Source organism: Paenibacillus sp. FSL R10-2199 (genome assembly GCF_038000235.1).
GTDB classification, from domain to species: Bacteria; Bacillota; Bacilli; order Paenibacillales; family Paenibacillaceae; genus Paenibacillus_AQ; species Paenibacillus_AQ phytohabitans.
This window is the reverse complement of sequence record NZ_JBBOBO010000001.1, coordinates 1,221,181-1,239,744: the sequence shown is the minus strand read 5'-3', so window position 1 is coordinate 1,239,744 and position 18,564 is coordinate 1,221,181. Positions and strand designations below refer to the sequence as shown.

At 53.4% G+C, this 18,564-nt stretch carries 13 protein-coding genes; 1 reads left to right on the top strand and 12 read right to left on the bottom strand.

Going from position 1 to position 18,564, the window contains the following annotated elements; genetic code table 11:
* Positions 1 to 11 precede the first annotated feature (11 nt).
* Positions 12 to 1,331 (bottom strand): hypothetical protein, encoded by a 1,320-nt coding sequence (locus NYE33_RS05525; RefSeq protein ID WP_341065036.1) that lies wholly within the window; start codon positions 1,329 to 1,331, stop codon positions 12 to 14.
* On the bottom strand, positions 1,297 to 3,867 hold the full coding sequence (locus NYE33_RS05520) for a DUF2339 domain-containing protein (protein ID WP_341065033.1): 2,571 nt from the start codon (positions 3,865 to 3,867) through the stop codon (positions 1,297 to 1,299). The genes NYE33_RS05525 and NYE33_RS05520 overlap by 35 nt, the downstream gene beginning before the upstream one ends.
* Before the next feature lie 147 nt (positions 3,868 to 4,014).
* On the opposite strand from NYE33_RS05520, the gene NYE33_RS05515 reads away from it, so the two are divergent.
* On the top strand, positions 4,015 to 5,052 hold the full coding sequence (locus NYE33_RS05515; RefSeq protein WP_042140394.1) for a copper amine oxidase N-terminal domain-containing protein: 1,038 nt from the start codon (positions 4,015 to 4,017) through the stop codon (positions 5,050 to 5,052).
* A 330-nt stretch (positions 5,053 to 5,382) separates the two neighbouring features.
* Here the strand turns inward: NYE33_RS05515 and NYE33_RS05510 are convergent, their stop codons facing one another.
* The 10 genes from NYE33_RS05510 to NYE33_RS05465 form a co-directional block, all read right to left on the bottom strand.
* Entirely contained in the window at positions 5,383 to 6,957 is a 1,575-nt protein-coding gene (locus NYE33_RS05510; protein WP_042140395.1) for a histidine kinase N-terminal 7TM domain-containing diguanylate cyclase, read from the bottom strand.
* 476 nt (positions 6,958 to 7,433) lie between these two features.
* Entirely contained in the window at positions 7,434 to 7,682 is a 249-nt protein-coding gene (locus tag NYE33_RS05505) for a type B 50S ribosomal protein L31 (RefSeq protein WP_039304788.1), read from the bottom strand.
* A gap of 242 nt (positions 7,683 to 7,924) precedes the next feature.
* On the bottom strand, positions 7,925 to 8,713 hold the full coding sequence (locus tag NYE33_RS05500) for an SDR family oxidoreductase (protein WP_341065028.1): 789 nt from the start codon (positions 8,711 to 8,713) through the stop codon (positions 7,925 to 7,927).
* Positions 8,714 to 8,762: 49 nt separating this feature from the next.
* On the bottom strand, positions 8,763 to 9,617 hold the full coding sequence (locus NYE33_RS05495) for a diguanylate cyclase domain-containing protein (protein ID WP_042140397.1): 855 nt from the start codon (positions 9,615 to 9,617) through the stop codon (positions 8,763 to 8,765).
* The gene (locus tag NYE33_RS05490) at positions 9,607 to 11,703 is read right to left on the bottom strand and encodes a cellulose biosynthesis cyclic di-GMP-binding regulatory protein BcsB (protein WP_341065026.1); all 2,097 of its coding nucleotides are present in this window, start codon (positions 11,701 to 11,703) and stop codon (positions 9,607 to 9,609) included. Before NYE33_RS05490 ends, NYE33_RS05495 begins: the two co-directional genes overlap by 11 nt.
* 43 nt (positions 11,704 to 11,746) lie before the next feature.
* On the bottom strand, positions 11,747 to 12,997 hold the full coding sequence (locus NYE33_RS05485) for a glycosyltransferase family 2 protein (RefSeq protein WP_076243612.1): 1,251 nt from the start codon (positions 12,995 to 12,997) through the stop codon (positions 11,747 to 11,749).
* Between the two features lie 37 nt (positions 12,998 to 13,034).
* Positions 13,035 to 14,585, bottom strand: a complete 1,551-nt coding sequence (locus NYE33_RS05480) for a hypothetical protein (protein WP_076243613.1) — start codon at positions 14,583 to 14,585, stop codon at positions 13,035 to 13,037.
* Positions 14,582 to 16,114, bottom strand: a complete 1,533-nt coding sequence (wsfD, locus tag NYE33_RS05475) for a glycan biosynthesis hexose transferase WsfD (RefSeq protein ID WP_341065023.1) — start codon at positions 16,112 to 16,114, stop codon at positions 14,582 to 14,584. Before wsfD ends, NYE33_RS05480 begins: the two co-directional genes overlap by 4 nt.
* 33 nt (positions 16,115 to 16,147) lie before the next feature.
* Positions 16,148 to 17,311, bottom strand: coding sequence for a glycosyl hydrolase family 8 (locus NYE33_RS05470; RefSeq protein ID WP_076243615.1), 1,164 nt, complete (start codon positions 17,309 to 17,311; stop codon positions 16,148 to 16,150).
* 184 nt (positions 17,312 to 17,495) lie between these two features.
* The gene (locus NYE33_RS05465) at positions 17,496 to 18,512 is read right to left on the bottom strand and encodes a potassium channel protein (protein ID WP_340989614.1); all 1,017 of its coding nucleotides are present in this window, start codon (positions 18,510 to 18,512) and stop codon (positions 17,496 to 17,498) included.
* Positions 18,513 to 18,564 lie beyond the last annotated feature (52 nt).

Here is an 18,564-nt window from a genome sequence, read left to right as displayed (position 1 = left end):
GGCATCCCTTCCTATTTAGTCCGGCCCAGCTTACGGGCCACGATGAGAATAAGCAGCAGGGAGACCGCGATAATAATAAGGTTGAATCCCCATTCACTCTGAAACCATCCGCCTTGTGCCGGAGACTCTGACGGTGCTTCGGGTATCATATTCTCTGCACCAAGCGTAGCTGTAACCCGCTTGTCCCCGGCAATCTGGTCTTTGAAATTAATAATATCATACTGCGGAGCAAGTGCCAGGGCATTGCCGTAGATCAGCGAATACGTTCCCTGCTCCTGCTCTCCTCCTGCAAAGACAAGGCGGTCCACCAGATATTCTATTTTCAGGCCGGTAATTGATATCGGGGTATCATCCAGATTATAGATTATAATCCGCAGGGCAGCCGAAGAGGAGGCCTGAAGCGGCTGGATGTCCGTCCGCGAAATCCGGGTATCCTTGAAATCGAGCCGGTACAGCTCCCCGCTGCCCGCCACCGGCAGCCTTATACCGTCACTGTCATACAGCTCATACCGCCGCGAGAAATTCCCGGTGCTGCCGAGTGTCAGCCTGGCAATCTTCAGCCGGTCCTTGTTGCTGATGACGATCTCGGTGCGGTTCTCCACCTGGCGGATCTCATACTCCGGCGTCTTCTGCCTCATGAATCCGGCCATCTTCACCTCCCGGCTGCTGTCCACCAGGGTCAGGCCGGGAAAATCCAGCCTCTCCGGATTACTCTTTACCACGAGCCGGTAAAAGCTGAACTTGTAGCTGCCTTCCAGCTCAATGCTGTCCGCACTTAACCCGTTCGTAGCGTACAAATCCCCTGTGGCCAGCGGCTCCCAGGCATTCCCGTCATAACCTCCCCACACCTCCACATGCTTCAGGAAGGACTCATCCGGAAGCTCAAACACCAGCTTGTTTCCCTGAATATCCACATGCTCGGCAAGCGGTGTAATCCGGTAATCCAGCAGGGTGTCCGGCCCTTGATCTGCCCGGCGGATCAGAATTGATGAATAGGCGGTGCTGCGCTCCTCTACCGTTCCCTCTCCGCTCTCCAGATAATAAGGAACCGGCTTGCCGGCGCTGCCGGTAATACGCAGATCGCGCAAATCCTCTGCTGCCGAGCCATACACGCCTTCATCCAGATATACCTCATAATAAGGGGCCGGCTCCGGAATTCCGATGGCCCGCGAGAACTTCCACTGCCCGCTGTCAGCCTTCTCCGCCAAGCCACCTGCTGCCGCTGCCGTGCCCTCCGCCGGATAAGCGGAGGTGAACAGCAGAAATCCTCCCAGCCCCGCGAGCAGCACTGCCGCCCTAGCTCTCCGGCTGGTCTTTCTCTGCGAGCGCATAGGCTTCCTCCATTCTGGCCGATATCCGCTGATAGAGATACGAAATCCCCAGCAGGCAGAGTCCGAAGCTGAAATAAGCGATGATCTTGCTGCCCGTGTTCAGCAGGGTCAGATCATAGAGCAGCAGCTTGCCGGTTGCCAGCAGTGACAGACCCAGTCCGAAACGGCGGATGTACAGGTACCGCTTGCGGAAGCCGTATATAATGAACAGCACCGAGAGCAGCAGGTAGACCAGACTGAAAGCCAGCCCGCCATCATGCAGCCGGATCTGCACACCCAGGAATGCAGTAATCATCACCAGCAGATAGATGCCCATAGCGACCGGGACCAGCTCCATATTCTTGTAGTCGCGCAGGAGCGTTGTCCGCAGCAGTCTTCCGCCGCTGAACCACACGAACAGATTGAAGAGGATAAGCAGACCCAGCACCAGAAGATCTGCCCCGGAGCTTCCGGACAATCCGCCTTGCAGGCTGGGCAGACCCAGCGTGATGCCGATGCATATAGCATAAGTGATCCCGTACATCAGCATAACCATGTAGCCGACCACCGCATCATAGAGCACCTTAACCTTCGGCAGCACATAGGCAAGGCCGGCCGTGAGCAAGGCTGCCAGCAGCAGCTTGTAGAATGTACTGTGTGCCATATCTTCCGGGACTGCACGGTCGTACAGACGTAAGGCTTCATACACCAGATATACATAGAAATTCAGGATCGCCGCATATTTGAACCAGACTACACCCTGCACCTCAGCAGGTGAGCTGCGGAGCAGAATCTCCTCCCGGGAATGGCGGACTGCATAGAACAAGGCTACAGTAGCCATCCCCGCAGTAATAAAGGTATATTTCAGCTCAAAATACGGATTGCTGTAGTTGACCACAGGATTAAGCTCGGACACGCGCAGCAGCCCGTCGATGCCGAAGAACGTCCCCAGGCAGAGCAGGAGAATCCCCCAGCCCGAGCGTTCCACTGCCTTGAAGCGGTACAGCTGGCCGCAGACCGTCAGAAGCACTCCCTCAATCAGCCAGCCGATGGACCACCAGGCCGCTCCTAACTGGAACGGGATCATCAGTACGGCAAAGGTCAGAGAGGTGGCGTAGAAGAGCACTCTGCTCTCCCGTTCCTGCGGCATCCGCTTCTCGAGCAGAACGCCAAGCCCCAGGTACATCAGACAGAAGAACAAGGCAAGCGCGCCTTTGAACTCGCCCAGACCTGCATCCAGGAAAAGAATATACAAGGTTGCGCAGCTGATGGCCGTATTGCAGCCCAGCAGGCAGAAATCCAGCCAGGCGAGCTTCGACTTGTATTTGAACGGGTACCAGAGTGTGATGCCCAGATACATGACAAAGGTTAATATAGCGCAGAGCATGCCCGCTGCACTGCTGTCCGACAGATTAATCAGCAGCAGCATGGAGGGTATATTAAACAGGAAGCTGATGTAATTGACAATCACCCAGCGCTTGCGCAAGGAGACCAGCAGAATGAGCAGGTTCAGCACGAACAGATACCCCATAGCCGCGTACACTGCGCTGCCTTCCAGCCCGAACGCCCCTATATAAGAGAACAGCGGCAGATAACCGCCGACAAGCCCCATGGAACAGATCGTCCGCGACTCATAGCGCAGCGATAACAGCACAGCGGATAGAGTGACCAGTACGGATAGACCGATCCCGGCCCATAAACCGATAATCTCCAATAAAAAATAGCTGTAAAAGACCGAGCCGTAGAGTACGGATACCCCGCCTCCGATCAGACCCAGGGCAAAGGCTCCCCTGCCTTTGCGGAACAGCCACTCGCCGCCGCCCAGCATGATAGCGCCAAGCAGAAAGAAGGCGCTGCCCTTCATATAGTCATTGAACCAGGTGGAATAACTGTATCTGAACCCGGCCCCCACTGCCAGAATCAGCAGCAGAATCCCCAGGCGGTTGATCCAGTTCAGACCGATCTTCATTTCAATCCGGTTCTGCTTGCGGCGGCGCAGCAGCGTTTCCTCGCTGACCCCCTCAGCGGCAAAGACATCCATACGGCTGTCAAGCGCCCCTGTCAGTGACTGCTCCACCTCACGCTGCCGCTTTCTGCGCAGGAGAATACTCTCATTCAGCCTCCCTTGCACTTCTCCCAGCATGGCGGCTATCTGCGCCTGGTCTTGCCCCAGCTCAGCTTTGGCACGTCTGAACGTGACATCAATACGCTGCCTGGTCTCCAGCTCGAAGGAAGTCAGCCTGTCGAGGTAGGCATTATTCTGCGAGCCAAAGTAGGTCTGCAGCTTCTGCCGCGATACCCGCAGAATGCCCAGCTTCTCATCCAGAATCTGCTCCGTCAGTGCCGTCCGCAGCTCGGAGTTATCCTGCCGCAATATTGAAGCCTGAATTTTCAGTTCCCTGAGGATCAGCTTGTTCTCTTCATTCTCCTTCTTCAGCGCTTCATTCTCATGAACCAGATCGCTGCTCTCATATTCCTCAATCAAAGCCTGGTATTCTTTCAAAAGCCCGTCCTGCTGCTGCTGTACAGCCCTCAGCCGATCTCTGAAATCCTCCATAGCGCCCCCCAGTGCCTGCTATCAGCAATTGTTAATATTTTCATTTTACTATATCTGCCCAGGTATTCCAGTGCAACATAATGGGTCCAACCGGCGTTAGAGAAATAACACATACTTACCTACTAACATAACCAAAGGAGCTGTCCCATGAAAACTTCTCTCAGAACAAGCGCAGCGCTCCTGACGCTGTCGCTGGCCCTCACTACCGGAGTGGTCTCCGCTGCCCCTGCAGCAACCAGTTCAAACCAGACCAAGGCTGCCCAGAAAAAAGCCGGCGCCTCACTAAGCACGTACGCCATTGCCATTAACGGTACAGCCATCACAGAGACCGGCTTTCTGCCTTCCGGCACCAAGGAGCCGCTGATTCCGCTGCGTACCGTCGCTGAGTCACTGGGCTTCAAGATAACCTGGAACACGGCAACCAAAGCTGTCGACTTGAATAAAGGAAATATATACACAGCTGTGAAGAGCGGCGAAGACCGCTATGTGATCAATAAAATGTACACCTCACTCGGAACGGCTCCGCTGACTAAGGCAGACAAAATGTATGTCCCCGCATCCTTCGTAAGTGAGGTACTGCATCAGACCGTTAGTGTGGAGGGGAAGAATATCGTGATCACTTCAGCCGCAGAGCATGTCCTTGAGACCGGCGTCATCACCGCCATCCGGAATTCCGGCGGCACTTCCTCCATTCAGATCAAGGGTACCGGAACCGCAGGGCTCGTACTGAATGTCAGCGGAGATACGGTATATGAGAAGACCGACGGCACCAGGCTGGCCTTAGCCGATCTTCAGATCGGTATGACGGTAGAGGCCGAGCACGCAGTGTTCTCCACCCGCAGCCTGCCGCCGCAGACGCCCGCTTACCGGATAACGGTCCAGGATACCAAGGCTCAGGCTGATATGCTGGGTACGGAAGGCACTCTTGAAGAGATCATCAAGGCCGAAGACGGCTCACTCAGCCTCCGTATCAAGGGCAGCGCCCTCAGCGATCTGTCGCAAAGCGAGATCGTGCTTCGCCTGACGGAGGATACTCTGCTGGTGAACGCGAGCGGAGAAGCTGTAGAACAGTCTGCTCTGGTGCAGGGCGCTACGGTTATGGGCTTCTACTCCCCTGTAATGACCCGGAGTCTGCCGCCAATCGGAACCGCGCTCAAAGTTGTTGTGGAGACCGTTCAGCCTTAACTCAGCCACCGCACCTGTAAAACTAAGTGGATTTATGACATCTATTGCTCTCGCCGCAGCATCTTTTTGGATAACAAGTGGATTTATGGCACCTAATTCACCCCAAATGTCCACCTTAAGCTGATTAGGGCAGAATTAAATGTTCTTTTTCCAACTAAACCACCCAAATCAGACATTTCACATGAAATAGATGTCATTTATCCATCTGCTGCTTAACTGTATGGCAGAGGAACAGGCCTCTCGGGAGTGCGATCCATCGCAGTGACTAATCACAACAACAGAGCATCCCTCCAGCCTACGGAGAGATGCTCTGTTTGTATTTATCCCGAACTAACCCTTGGCCGCCTGCCGCACGACAGGCTGCCGGCCGAGGGTTACTCTGTTCTTGCCCTTAGCCTTGGACTGATACAGGGCTTCGTCCGCCTCGCGGTATAGATCCTCGAAGGTCACATCGCTGCGCTCAGTGAAGGCGATGCCAATGCTGACGGTCAGCTGGATGCTGTGCCCCCCGTCCAGCAGGACGATGTGCTCGCCCAGGGAAGCGCGGAAACTCTCCGCTTCTCTCAAGGCCTCGGCCTCGCTGCCGGCAAAGAAGCAGACCGCGAACTCCTCGCCCCCCACCCGGCCGGAAATCCCGTTATGTTCGTACACCTTCATAATCTTCCGGGACAAATCTACCAGCGCCTGATCACCGGCCAGATGTCCGTATGTATCATTAATTAACTTGAAATCATCGATATCGAACAGCAGCAGCGCCATTCCCGCCCCGTGCTGCGCAGAATAATTCTGCACCAGCCGCATGAAATGCCTGCGGTTGTACAGGCCGGTCAGATCATCAACGGTAGCCTGATGCAGCAGCTCGCGTTCATACCTCTTCTTCTCACTAAGATCACTGAAGACCATCAGCATGCCTGTGTTCTCTGTGCGGGTCCGCTCCGTGGCAATAAGTGCGACGCCGAAACAGGCACCGTCCTTGCCGGAAGGCTCGATCTCGAACTGGCCTTCCAACCGCTTGGCATAATGGTCCGAAATCTGCCCGTACTGCTTCAGCAGCAGATGTATGCTTCGGCCCCTCCAGGTGTCCGCCTTCTCTTCCAGCAGCCCGGAGAGCATCGCATCCGCAGCTTCATTGACATCAATGATATGGTCATAGCGGTCCGTCAGTACAATGCCGTCTTTCATATTCTCGAAGATTTTATTCTTGGCAAGCGGATACAAGGAGAGCCGTGGATCACGGAACAAGGAGAGGTACGCCACGATGATGGGCGGAAGATAGGTAAACGCTGTGAACCCGGTAATCGTAATTTTGAGCAGCGGAAGCAGAAGGACCGTCAGTACCGGAATTACCAGCCCGAGCAGCAGCATCAGATTACGGCGGAAATAATATGCAGGAGCATTCAGGAGGGAGATCGCCAGTAAATAGACTGCATACAACCCGAACAGCTGGTCATATGCAATAAGGATCATGCTTAACACTGTAGGCTTCACTGCAATTCCGGTAACATCTGCCACTGTTGCGAGCCCAACCTCACTGCGCATCAGATGATGATAGGAATCGGTGAAGATCAGCACAACATCGAGCACGACCGGAATACAAAAGAAAATAAGCCTCTTGGCCAAACCCTCAGAGGAACGGGAAACATACTCTTTAATAACGGCATAGGTAAAGATAGCACTCAAAAAAAGCGGGCCCTGCTGCAAGTTCTTCCACCATAGCTTGGCTTGAAAGGAATCCGACAGAATCTCTCCGGCCGTAGCCGCGAATATCAGGCTGACCAGCAGCATCAATATCCATAAATAGCATCTTCCCGGTGTGTGGCGGTGCTTGAAAGAACCGATGCCCATGTAGAGACTTAGAACGCTGCCCATTACTAAATAATAAGGATAACCCTGCATCCACGGCATGTCATATTTCTCCTATTTTTGAGATAACTTTGCCTTATTATATCCTACTCTTTCGTACAAATGAATCTTTCTTCCAAAAATACTATCTGTACCCAAGGTATAGGCGTCCGCCCGCCGTTCCATGGAGATGCCTGAACATACACGAAGACCCTACGGGCAGCCCGTAGAGTCTTCAAAAGGTGAGAAGCGAATTTATAGTTATGCAGGATTCCAGTTGCTAGGGTGCTAAACCGGAGTAGAATCGGCGTAATCTCGATCTTCTCCGTCTTTTCAAGTAGTACATGGGTTAATCAACTACCTTTCGGAAAACACGCAGGCATGCCCTTCCAAACGTCTAATTGATACCTTCCACTTCCCACCTAAGCATTAATACCCCCTGCGCAGGCCGCTTAAACAGGCGTGCATAAACAAAACAAAGAGGATACTCCTTCACCATCTGCATGGATGCGGGAATATCCTCTATAGTAGGAATACCATTATTTCTTCTGTGCCAACCGTTGTTTGAACTTGTCAACACGGCCGCCAGTTTCGGTATCTCTTTGTTTACCTGTGTAGAACGGGTGGGATGCGGAGCTGGAGTCTACACGGATCACTGGATAAGTGTTGCCGTCTTCCCATTCCATCGTTTCACCGGAAGACTTGGTGGACGAGCTCAGGAATTTGTAGCCTACGCTTGCATCGAAGAAGATAACCTGGTTGAACTTAGGGTGTATGCCTTCTTTCATTGTAATAACCTCCTTTCCGTACTAATACAACTTCTATGGTATTATGAAGCCATCTCTTGGTCTATTTAATAATTCCGGTTAGACGAAGGGAGATGCGTAAATCTTCCGATTTTTACACGCCATACTATCATACGTGAAAGCGGGCCTGGAGTCAACCTTTTGAGCCGGAAAAAAGGGGGTTTGTCACCCTGCATTCAGGCACCGCGGACCGGGTTGTCCTGCAATCGGCTTAGGGATGAACGTTAGAGCGATTTCACCATTCCGCCGTCGATAAGCAGGGATTGGCCGGTAATATAAGTATTGGCAAAAGAACCGAGAAATACTGCCGCTTTACCGAACTCCTCCGGGGTTCCCGTTCTGCCGAGCGGAATCCCCTTCAGCGCCTCCGCCTGGACCTGCTCAAGCGAAGTCCCCACCGCTTCCGCCCGTTTGCCGTCGAGCTGTAGAATCCGGTCTGTACCGATGCGTCCGGGCGCCAGACTGTTGATCAGAATGCCTTCGGGCGCAAGCTCCGTGGCCAGGCTCTTGTTCAGCGCGTTCACCCCTGCGCGGAACACATTCGAGAGAATCAGCCCCTGGATCGGCTGCTTGATCGAGACCGAGCTGATGCTGACAATCCGCCCTCCGCCAGCGCTGCGCATATGCGGCAGCGCTTCGCGGATCAGGCGGACCGTGCTCATCAGCGTAAGCTCGAAGCCGCCGCTCCAGTCCGCGTCGGCCATATCCCCGAAGCTGCCGCCCGGAGGCCCGCCGGCGTTCGTGACAAGCACATCGAGGCCGCCTCCATATTCGGCGGCCGTCCGGACCGCCCGTTCAATATCCTCCGGGCGGGTCACATCCATCTCCGCCACGGCAACCTCTTGCCCCGTGGCCTCCAGAATCGCCTGCCGCGCCGCCTCCAGCTGCGGCAGGCTCCGGCTCGCGATCGTCACGCGCGCGCCTTCACGCGCATATTCCAGTGCGGTTGCCAGCCCCAGCCCTTTGCTGGCGGCGGCTACGAGCACTGACTTTCCTCCAAGACCCATATCCATGATAATGTCCTCCTGTCAGATTGGATTGAAGCAAGAACCCTAATCTGCATTATACATCGTATTCAAGCTGATTTTTGGCTTGAACAATGAAATCGAGCGGATTCTCAATCTTGTCCGCCTCATACTCCACTGCCCCAATCTTCAGCCCCAGGTTCACTTTATACTTGCCGGAGAACTCGGTATCATTCAATTCCTGCAGCCGGAGCTTGATCCGCTCAATGACAATTTTGGCCCCTTCACGGTCCGTGAAGAGCAGGAGCCCCCAGGTGGCGTCCTCCTTGTCCAGCAGATACAGCGCGTCATTGGTGCGGATACTGGACTGGCTGAGCTGGGAGACATCATAGATCGCTTCGGACAGCTGCTCTTCCGGAATCAGACGGCGGATCTCATTCCAGTACTTCACCTTGACGACAAGCAGCGTCAGCGGAATATGATACCGTGTCGATATCCCGGTGAACAGGCTGGCATCCTTCTGAAAAGAAATACTGTTGCGCAGATCCGTATTCTCATCCACCGTGGCGAGATTGGCCGTCCGCTTCTGCAGGCGCTCATTCTCGGCCTGCAGCTCACGGCTGCTGGACGTGAACACCCAGAGGACGACTGTAATCAGCGGAGTCATAATCAGCCAGAAGTACGTATTAACGCCAATCGATGCCCCTTCGGACACCGTTTGATAGACCACGAAGAAGCCGTAGCCGAAGATAAACGCCAGATTCAGCGTCAGTCCCGCAGTTACCGTGGTGAAATACGTGACCAGCGCCAGCAGGAAGGCCACATTCAGAATAATGATGTTCTGGATATAGTGATCCGGAGAGCCGGCAATGAATACGGTGCAGGCAAACATCAGGACCAGGAAGGCCAGAAACCCGAGATCAGAGATTAGGCTGCTGCGGTTACGTCTCACGCTTATCACCACGTTTCTTCATATGTTTGCGGAGCAGGAGCAGCAGCGATACAATGACCAGCGTGATCATAAGAACAGCCGCAACCACAAAGCCCAGCACATCTGAACGCTCAATAATCTGCGCCACTGTTGATTCTTTCGCCGCGCCTGAGAGGGTTTTGAAGCGGTACGCGTTAACCTGGCCGTCTTTGTCTGCAACCACACCGTCCCCATAGACCTTCCAGCGGTCTTTCTCGCTGGCAATCAGCTTCGAGACCAGGTAGTAGCTCTCCGAGCTGACCGCTGTAACCGCAAGCAGGCCCCGTCCGCTCTCGTAGGGTGAGTCCAGCAGCTGCAGCGTACCGATGCCGGCACCGTACTGCTCCTCAATCGCTATTTTCTCATTGGACAGCAGGGTCGAGCCGTCTTTGTTGTATTTGAAGAAAAGCTTGTCGTTGTTGTCGCGGATCACCTTGTTGTTCTTATAAGTACCGATGGCAATGATATTGTTGTCCTTCAGATTATCCGAAGCTACATCATCGCTGTAATAATGGACATCCCCGGTGTTGCCTCCGGCATATTGGCCAAGCATGTTGAAGATATTGCCCAGACTCTGATAGGCATAGTCATCCATCTCCTGCGGGAGAACGACCGCCACACGGTTGAATATGCCGTCGCGCAGGAACGGGTACGGATAGTTGCTCAGCAGCAGCTCTGTGCGGTCCTTCGTGTTCAGGCGCATCATCGATTCCTTGCTGATATAAGCCCAGGGCATCTGCTCCGTATTAGGGGTACAGATGGCATTCGCCATCTCCAGGTCAAACGCCACCGTGACCGAGAAGTTGCCGGAGATGTTCAGGCTCTGCGGCACATCCAGAGTCAGCACATCACCGTTAGCCAGCTCCTTCGTCAGCTTCTTGCTGCCGACCGGCGTATTATTGATGCTCACCGTCACCAGTGAACGCTCAAAATCCAGATTCCCCGCATAGCGGAAATCGAGGCTGATTTTGCCGTCATCCGCAATCGAGCGGTTGGACGGCAGCGAAACGAAATAAGTCTGCTCCTGATGATTCGGTCCGGTCAGCTTATCCCCGGTCTCCGTGAACGTAACATTGGAGCTGATGGGCGGCGCCGGGTCTGCTACATCGGTAGCATCATCCACAAGCTTCAGGTCTTCGCGGATCTGGCTCAGCAGCTCCCCGCTGGCCATGAAGCGTCCGGCCTTGATCAGCAGGCTCTCATCCCTGGAGGTAACCACCAGCACCGGTGAGGAATCCTTGTTCACCAGCTGGATCACGGCATGGGTGCTGAGATCAGCTGTAGTGCTTACCAGATTCTTCAAGGTGGCCGGAAGATGGTCATACATCGCTACAAGCACCACTGCACGCTTGTCCTTCAGGGTATCCTCACGGTAGGGCAGCAGCGGAATCGTCTTATCGTTCAGCGTATTGCCTTTGGCGAAGCCCGACAGGGCGTAGGTCGCGCTCTCCAGTTCAGAGCCGGTGGCATTCTCCGGCACGGCCAGCAGGCTTTGTCCTCTTTTCACCGTATCCATTCCCGAGAATCTGGCACTGAAATCCGCAATCCCGCCCGTAATCGCCTTAGGCGCGTACTTCACGGATATATTGGAGGTATTGAACAGATGCAGCCAGCTGTCCTGCGTATTGTCTACACTGCAGAGCTGATAACCCTCCGTATCGGTCTTCAGATTCCCCTGGATACTCAGCGTGTTGCTGCCTTCCTTAAGGAAGCCCTTAGGCGCCGGAACGCTCAGGCTCTGCTCCCCGTTATTCTCAGCGGACGGTCTGAAGGAGTAGAACGGAATGCCGTTAAGCGACAGTGTCACACTTGACTGCTGTTCCGCATTAATCTGTGACACCTGAAAATGCAGCCTGATGTTCACCGCATCGACGTTCCAGTAATCCATGACTGTGAAATACTGCTGCTGGGAGCTTGTCCCCGTTAGAGAGATCTCGCTGCCCGTAAATGAAGTCTCGTAAGTCATCGTGGCGTCACCGGGAAGCACTGCTGCTGCCAGTGCCGCAGGAATTTGAACCAGGAAAAGGGAGAGGCAAATCAGCCCTATCATTATCTGTTTTTTCATCATGTTCCGTATCTCCTGTATCGCTTATTTCTTCTCCTCCGGCGCATCAGTAGCGCTCGGTTTTGTACCATTTGGCTTCCCGTTTGAAAATGACGTCTTTGAGATAGTTATACAGTCCGTAAGCGGCGACCACCATCCACAGCTGGCAGTACGAAACATACATCAGCAGAATGATCCACAGGTTCGACAGGCTCATCTCGCCTTTCTCCGTAGTCAGCGTAACGAAGATTCCGACCACGAACAGAACAATGGCGAGCAGCCACAGGAAGCTGCTGAGTCCGGCAATGGTCGTATGGACATACCCCATCGCATGGAGGACAAGCAGAACATCAGAGGTGACCAGCGAGATCAGGAGCAGGAAATAGATCGAGACATAATACAGGATATCGAAGCGGATCTTCGCCGCCTTCCGGTCGAAGAGGAGCGGAAGATTCTTCACAATGACATAGATATTCCCCTTCGCCCAGCGTGTCCGCTGCTTGAACCAGACCTTCACCGTCTGCGGCTCCTGCTCCCAGGTGACCGATTTCGGCTGGAACTTGATCCGGTACCCCATCATATAAATGCGGAAGCTAATCTCCGTATCCTCGGCAATTGCCTTGACATCCCAGCCGCCGATACTCTCTACAATCGACCTGCGCATAATGAAATTCGTTCCCGGAATCGTACATAGCTTAAACAGCTTCCAGCGGCCGGCCTGCGCCATCCATTGAAACGACAGGGTCTCAATATTAATAAACCGGGTCAGCAGGCTTGCATCGCGGTTGCGGGTTCTGAACTTGCCGATCACTGCTCCCAGGGTGGAGTCATTCATGATCTCAGCCACAAGATAGCGCAAAGCGGTGCGTTCCGGTGTATTGTCGGCATCGTAGATAGCAATGAGTTCCCCCCTGCTGCGGGTGAAGCCGATATTCAGCGCATTGGATTTGCCTTTGCCGCCGGTAACTGCATCCGTATTAATGATGATCAGATTGCGCTGCGGGTTCCTCCGCTGGATATCGCCCAGCAGCTCCGCGCTGTTATCCGAGGAATTATCGTTGATGACGATGATCTCATACCGGTCATGCGGGTAATCCAGCGCCAGCAGGGATTCCACCGTTTTGCTGATGACCACGCCCTCGTTATGCGCAGGAACCATAATCGTCACCATCGGATACTCACCCCTGATCTCCGGCACTGCCTTATTTTCAGTTTCAATATAGTACAGGTAGCCCGCTATAATCAGCGCTACATTCACCAGCAGCAGTGACCAGATGCAGATCACCGCAATGACCATCAGCACGTCTGAGACCGTCATATTTTTCTCCTAATGTTGTTTGATTTTTCCGGATTCCTTATTTCAAATATTTCCTCCGGTACAGCCGGTAACCGATGGTAAGCAGACCCCCGAACAGAAGCAGGGCAATCAGGATCACAATAATAAAAAACTGGTTCTGCACGCTGAACAGCCTGTTGAAGCTTGTAGCCTGCTTCTCCTGGTACTGGTAATCGGCTGCGACTGTCTGCGGGGTATAATCGACATTCAGATTGTTGCCGTTAATGTAAATTACCCCATCCGCTGATTCGATAGTGTTGATATCTGTAACAACGTTATGGGCCTCCCGTTTATAGTCGGCGAACGTATACCACTCTTCCTCCAGATTCTGCATCAGACTGTCCAGTGCAGCCTCATCCTCAGGCAAGTCGACAGTAACTGCCGCATTCAGCGGAAGCTCCGGCATCGCCTTGCCGGTCCTGCTGATCCCTTGCAGGAATTCCAGCGGCAGACTGTACAGGGTGGACGGGAAGGTCACCGAGGTGTCCGTCTGTTCCATATATCTGGTTTCTTCATCCGCGTAGAGTACCGCCGAGTCGAAGAAGCCCATACCCGCCGTAGAATACTCCTTGTCATACGTCCAGTAGCCTTCTGCAGCCATCCCCAGCGGGGCTACACCGGCCTCTGCCAGCACATTGATGAAGCTGTTCATCTTGACATGCAGCGACCGGTCACTAAGACTGATCGGCGGTCTGACCGCCGGAGCATTGACAACAATGCTCCCATTGCGGGCCTGCACCGTTCTCAGGGCTTCCAGATACCGCTTCATCGCCGGAAAATCGGTATTTCCGAACACCGGCCGGACACTGGCGATGAATGGAATTCCGCTCTGGTACAGCCTGTCTGCCGTTTGCTCAAGCAGCTCGAGATCGGAGAAGGGATAAATCTCCTTGAGCACCAGATACGTACGGGGCCGGGCGGAGGATTTCAGCCAATCCTTCAATACATAAGCCGCGGCCATGCTGCTTAAATCCCCCTGCTTCAGATAAGGCATATAAGTAAATTCGCCGAGGCTTACCGCGTAGGGCATTTGCACCCCGCCATCCTCAAAAGACCACCCGCCGTACGTACGGCCGCCCTGTGAAGCAGTAATATAAGGCATTTCTTCCACTTCCAGCGGAATGCCGGTGAACCCGCCGATGGAGAGGCTTGCGCTGGCTCCATGCCAGATGTCTGTCTTCAGCTGCAAGGCTTGCTGCACGCGGTCCAGCGGCCGGTATCCGACATACATCACAGATCCTTTATAGCCCGCTGCGTCCTGCAGATAAGCGCTATTCGTAATCTTCAGCTCCGCACTGTTAATGACGGTGATCATTCCGGAGTAGGCAGTCAGGCTGCCTTGCTCATAATCGGATATATTCTTAAGCGTAACCTGTGCACTGTAGGCGGCAAGCAGCCGCTGCAGCTCTGCCACATTCCCTTCCTTCCCCGTGCCTTTCGCCAGGCTGTCATAGAGCAGCAGAATATGCTGCGCAGCGGCAGGTGACGCGGCGGCGGAAGCCGCCGGGGCGGGCAGCAGGAGGTTCCCTGCCAGGAGCAGCAGCAGAACGATAATTCCTCCGCGTTTCAAATACTCACCCCATTATTCAGGGCAGCGTATTCTGGGGCCGGCACGGAAGGCGGTGCAGCCGGCATGGATTTCCGGGAGGAGATTCCGCGGCCAATGACGCTCGATATAACCTGGAAAGTGATCAGGTCAAAGGCTAAGGTAAACAGGAATTCATGCTTCGCAATATCGGCATCGCCTGCTCCGATAATGGAGACTACAATGCCGGACAATCCGACTAGCATTGTAGCCAGAATCACGAACAACCGCTGCATTCCCCGGTAGTCCCGCGCCCGGACCGCGCTCACGAAGGAAGGCATATAGACACCTGTAATCACAGCCATCCAGAGGAGGATGAAGGCAAAGGTGCGGGGAGCCAGCTTCTCCTTCAGCGTACTGTACACGTTGAAGAAATGACTCTGCGCCCGAAACTCCTTGCCAGCAGATTTCTCATAATTCCCCATCGCCGCCGGCTTGATCGTATAGGCGCTTTCGGCAGCCGTATCGAGAATCGAGCCCAGCTGGTCCGGATGCGTAACATAATATTTCAGAATCGAGACAAAACCGTATTGGCTGTAGAAATCCTTTTCCAGCAGATCCGATTTCACATCCACGGTCCCGTATTGGTCATAATAGGTATTCTCTTTGAGGATTGCGTACTGTTCATTAATCCCGAAGGATTGAAGCGCGGTCTCCGGATTCTCTGATTCCATCAGCACTCCGCGGGTCATGGCATGATACTGGTTAATATTCACGAATTCTTTGGAGATATTAAGATAGGTGGCAATACCGGCGAACATCATCAGGGCGGCGGACAGGAGAGTGACCCAGCGGAACAATTTATCCCGGCGGATCCAGACAAGTGAGATAGAGAGCAGGGAAATCACCATGCCCACAGGAGCATTTTGCTGCTTGGAGGTCGTTAGGATCAGCGTGCTGACCAGAAGTACCGCCAGCATGGCGTAATCGTTGTATCGTTTGCGGTACAGCAGCAGCCATGAAGCGAACACCAGAATCATCGTGACCATTACCAGGCTTTCGCCGAAGAACGAATTGAAGTAGGCGGTATACCCCGTGTCCCCGAAGATAAAAACTGCCAGAACCGCAACAATCATCCCCCGCTTCCGGGACATCTTGAACGTAACGGCTTCAATGAGCAGGTAGACAGCAGCCACATACAGGAGCGTATAGATCGCGGCCTGAAACCGGATATCGAACACTTCCCTGCTGAATACCAGCTTATTGACGAACAGCGCCAGCTTGATAAACAGGGACTGGGAGGAGACCAGCATCGAGCTGTTCTCGTTATAGTATTGGTAGATTCCAAACTGCTTGATGAAATACCCGAAATACTGGCTGTCATAATCCAGGAGGTTGAAGTACAGTCCATTGCTATATATAATCCGGAAAAAGTCACCGTTATCTGCCATTCCCACATAGGGAGCGGTAAAGAGCGCGATGACTGTTACGAGCAAGACGCCAAAAGCCGCGGCAAACGCCGGGGTAATCCGAAGGCTGGCAAGGGTTATGCCGGGCCGGGTTGATGTTTTCACTGGGTTGTCTATCATACCGATTCACCTTCGTTACTATAGTTGTTGGTTGGAATAGGAATAAGCGAGGAGCGCCATCAGATTGTCAAAAGAATATGCCTGCCCGGCAGCCTCATCACCGAATCCGCCATACAGCGGACTTGCAGCATTCACGGCTCTGAATTCATTCATCCGTTCAATACTGGCCGTATAGAGAGACTGATCGCCCAGCACAGCACCGATCATGGCCGTGAGCGCATAAATCGCCGTAGAACGGATATCATTCGTCCGCTGGCCGTCACGTGTATACTGCCCGTACAGTGTGCCCGCCGTAACCTGCTCTTTGATATAACGGATGCTCGCCGGCTTCTGCCGGTTGCTCTCGGCCAAATGAAGAATGGTCAGCAGCGACTCTACGGTGTTGATGTGTTCGGAGCTGTACTGGCCAGTCTTGTAATCGAACCTTGTCTCATAGAACGGGAAGGAGTCAGACAAATATCCGTCTTCCAGAATCCCGCCCATATTATTCAACAATATCCCGCTTAATTCGCTAGATATCGACAATTTTCGCAACACACTCAGATCAATATAACACAAAGTTACGAACCCGTTGGTGGTTTTGAAAATATTGTCATAAAAATCATACATGTATCCATCTTTTACATTATTATCATAGAATCTCCGGCTATATTTATCGGCTGCTTCCGTGTACTCCGGCTGATGAAATGCCTGTCCTGCTTCATACAGCGCGCCGATCAGCCGCAGGTCGTCTACCGCTGCGTTCACAGTGTATTGCTTCTGCTGCTTGGGACTGAACCGGTAGCTGAAACCGCCCTCCATATCGAAGGTATCGCGGGCCAGCGTCCACTGCTGGTCAAATCTCTCCTGATCGCCGTTAAGCACGGCCGCCCTCATCAGAAGCGAGGCCGATTCGCTCAGAACCTCATGGCCTGTAGCCATCTCCGCCGCTTCACCGGTTTCCTGCAAATTCGTATATACCCCATAGGGTCCCGTGAGCTGCGTATCTATGAATTTCAGTAATTGCTGTTCTTCGTCCGCTGTGTCAAGCAGCGGCTCCTCCGGCACGTTCGTTCCCGCAGGAGTAACTGCCGGAGAAGAAGTAGCCGCGGAAGGTACGGGCCGGGCCTGATTACTGCTGCATGAGGTGATTAGAAGCAGCGATATACCCACTGCAGCCGCCTTGCTGAGTGTACTCCCCAATTCATCACATCCTTAAAAGACAAGTCCTTATATTGGCCATAATAATATAACGGTAATTTATGTCACATTGTTTACTGTTTCTGCGAACATTATGTGTCTAATTCATAAATTATGCCATTTCTTCAAAAAAAGCAGAGCTGCCCGGATCATTCCGATCCGGGCAGCTCTGCTTATGGTATATAGTTCAGCCTCTTGTGATCCTGCGGTAAGTCTCCTCATCGGCGACGATATAAAGCCTGGCATCATCCGGGATCGGCTGCCCCAGCTTACGGTTAATGCCAAGGTCACCGCGGTCGGACAGCAGGGTAGCCCCCTGCCGCAGCAGATCCTGAAAGGCATCTCCATAGGTATTCCACGCACGGCTGCGCGGAATCTCATAGATATCATCACCATGCTGGCGGCTGAGCAGCTGGGTAATCACTTCAGAATTGCCTTCCTGCAGGGCAGATCTTACCGCGAGTCTGGAGATGGCATCATGGGAGAGCACGAACTCGTTCACCTGAACATGCTTGAAGTTCTGAATGTTCTTCTCCTGCATGATTTCTACGGTGGTATGTACTTGCGGGGCGATCCGCTCAATACTGGAGGCGATCAGCAGCGTCTTGCCGTCGCTCAGTGAGGCCTCGTCTATACGGGTATCGCCGAATACAATTGCCGCTCTGGCGCTCCCGATGTTCGCCTTCAGCAGGATATCATCACTGGAGGCATCACCGTTAATAAAGTGGACCTGCTCCAGCTGTTCCAGCGGATGACGGCCGTTCTCATCGATAATTACGATCTTGCAGTTCGCGTCATAACACAGAATTTCATCCACAGCCGCCTGTGTTTTGCGGTTCCAGTTAATCAGTACGACATGATTATGCCCGTGAAAGCTCAAGGTTCCGGCTCCTCTCCTGCGCTGCATCTCTCCCATGGCATCGATAATCTTACCGATAACCAAACTGAGCAGACCGATGCCAAAGATATATAAGAATATCGTAAATACCTTGCCGGTGACTGTTGTAGCGAAATAATCACCGTAGCCTACGGTAGCCATGGTGGTCATCACCCAATAAAAGGCGTTGAACCAGCTATGAAAAGTGTCCGGCTCCAGCAGGAAGGCAGTGGATGCACTCAGAATGACAAAGGCCAGGATGATCAGACCTATAGACTTCTTTTTTAGATGAAGCAGCTTACCGGAAATTCGGATTAGAAAGTGCAACGCTCATCCCTGCTTTCGGGTAGTTAGCTTAAACCGGCCGGGCAGCTGCTGC

Excerpts from the sequence above, each read along its gene's own strand:
- NYE33_RS05525 (WP_341065036.1), bottom strand. The coding sequence starts at position 1,331 with ATGCGCTCGCAGAGAAAGACCAGCCGGAGAGCTAGGGCGGCAGTGCTG.
- NYE33_RS05520 (WP_341065033.1), bottom strand. The coding sequence starts at position 3,867 with ATGGAGGATTTCAGAGATCGGCTGAGGGCTGTACAGCAGCAGCAGGAC.
- NYE33_RS05515 (WP_042140394.1), top strand. The coding sequence starts at position 4,015 with ATGAAAACTTCTCTCAGAACAAGCGCAGCGCTCCTGACGCTGTCGCTG.
- NYE33_RS05510 (WP_042140395.1), bottom strand. The coding sequence starts at position 6,957 with ATGCCGTGGATGCAGGGTTATCCTTATTATTTAGTAATGGGCAGCGTT.
- NYE33_RS05505 (WP_039304788.1), bottom strand. The coding sequence starts at position 7,682 with ATGAAAGAAGGCATACACCCTAAGTTCAACCAGGTTATCTTCTTCGAT.
- NYE33_RS05500 (WP_341065028.1), bottom strand. The coding sequence starts at position 8,713 with ATGGATATGGGTCTTGGAGGAAAGTCAGTGCTCGTAGCCGCCGCCAGC.
- NYE33_RS05490 (WP_341065026.1), bottom strand. The coding sequence starts at position 11,703 with ATGATGAAAAAACAGATAATGATAGGGCTGATTTGCCTCTCCCTTTTC.
- NYE33_RS05485 (WP_076243612.1), bottom strand. The coding sequence starts at position 12,997 with ATGACGGTCTCAGACGTGCTGATGGTCATTGCGGTGATCTGCATCTGG.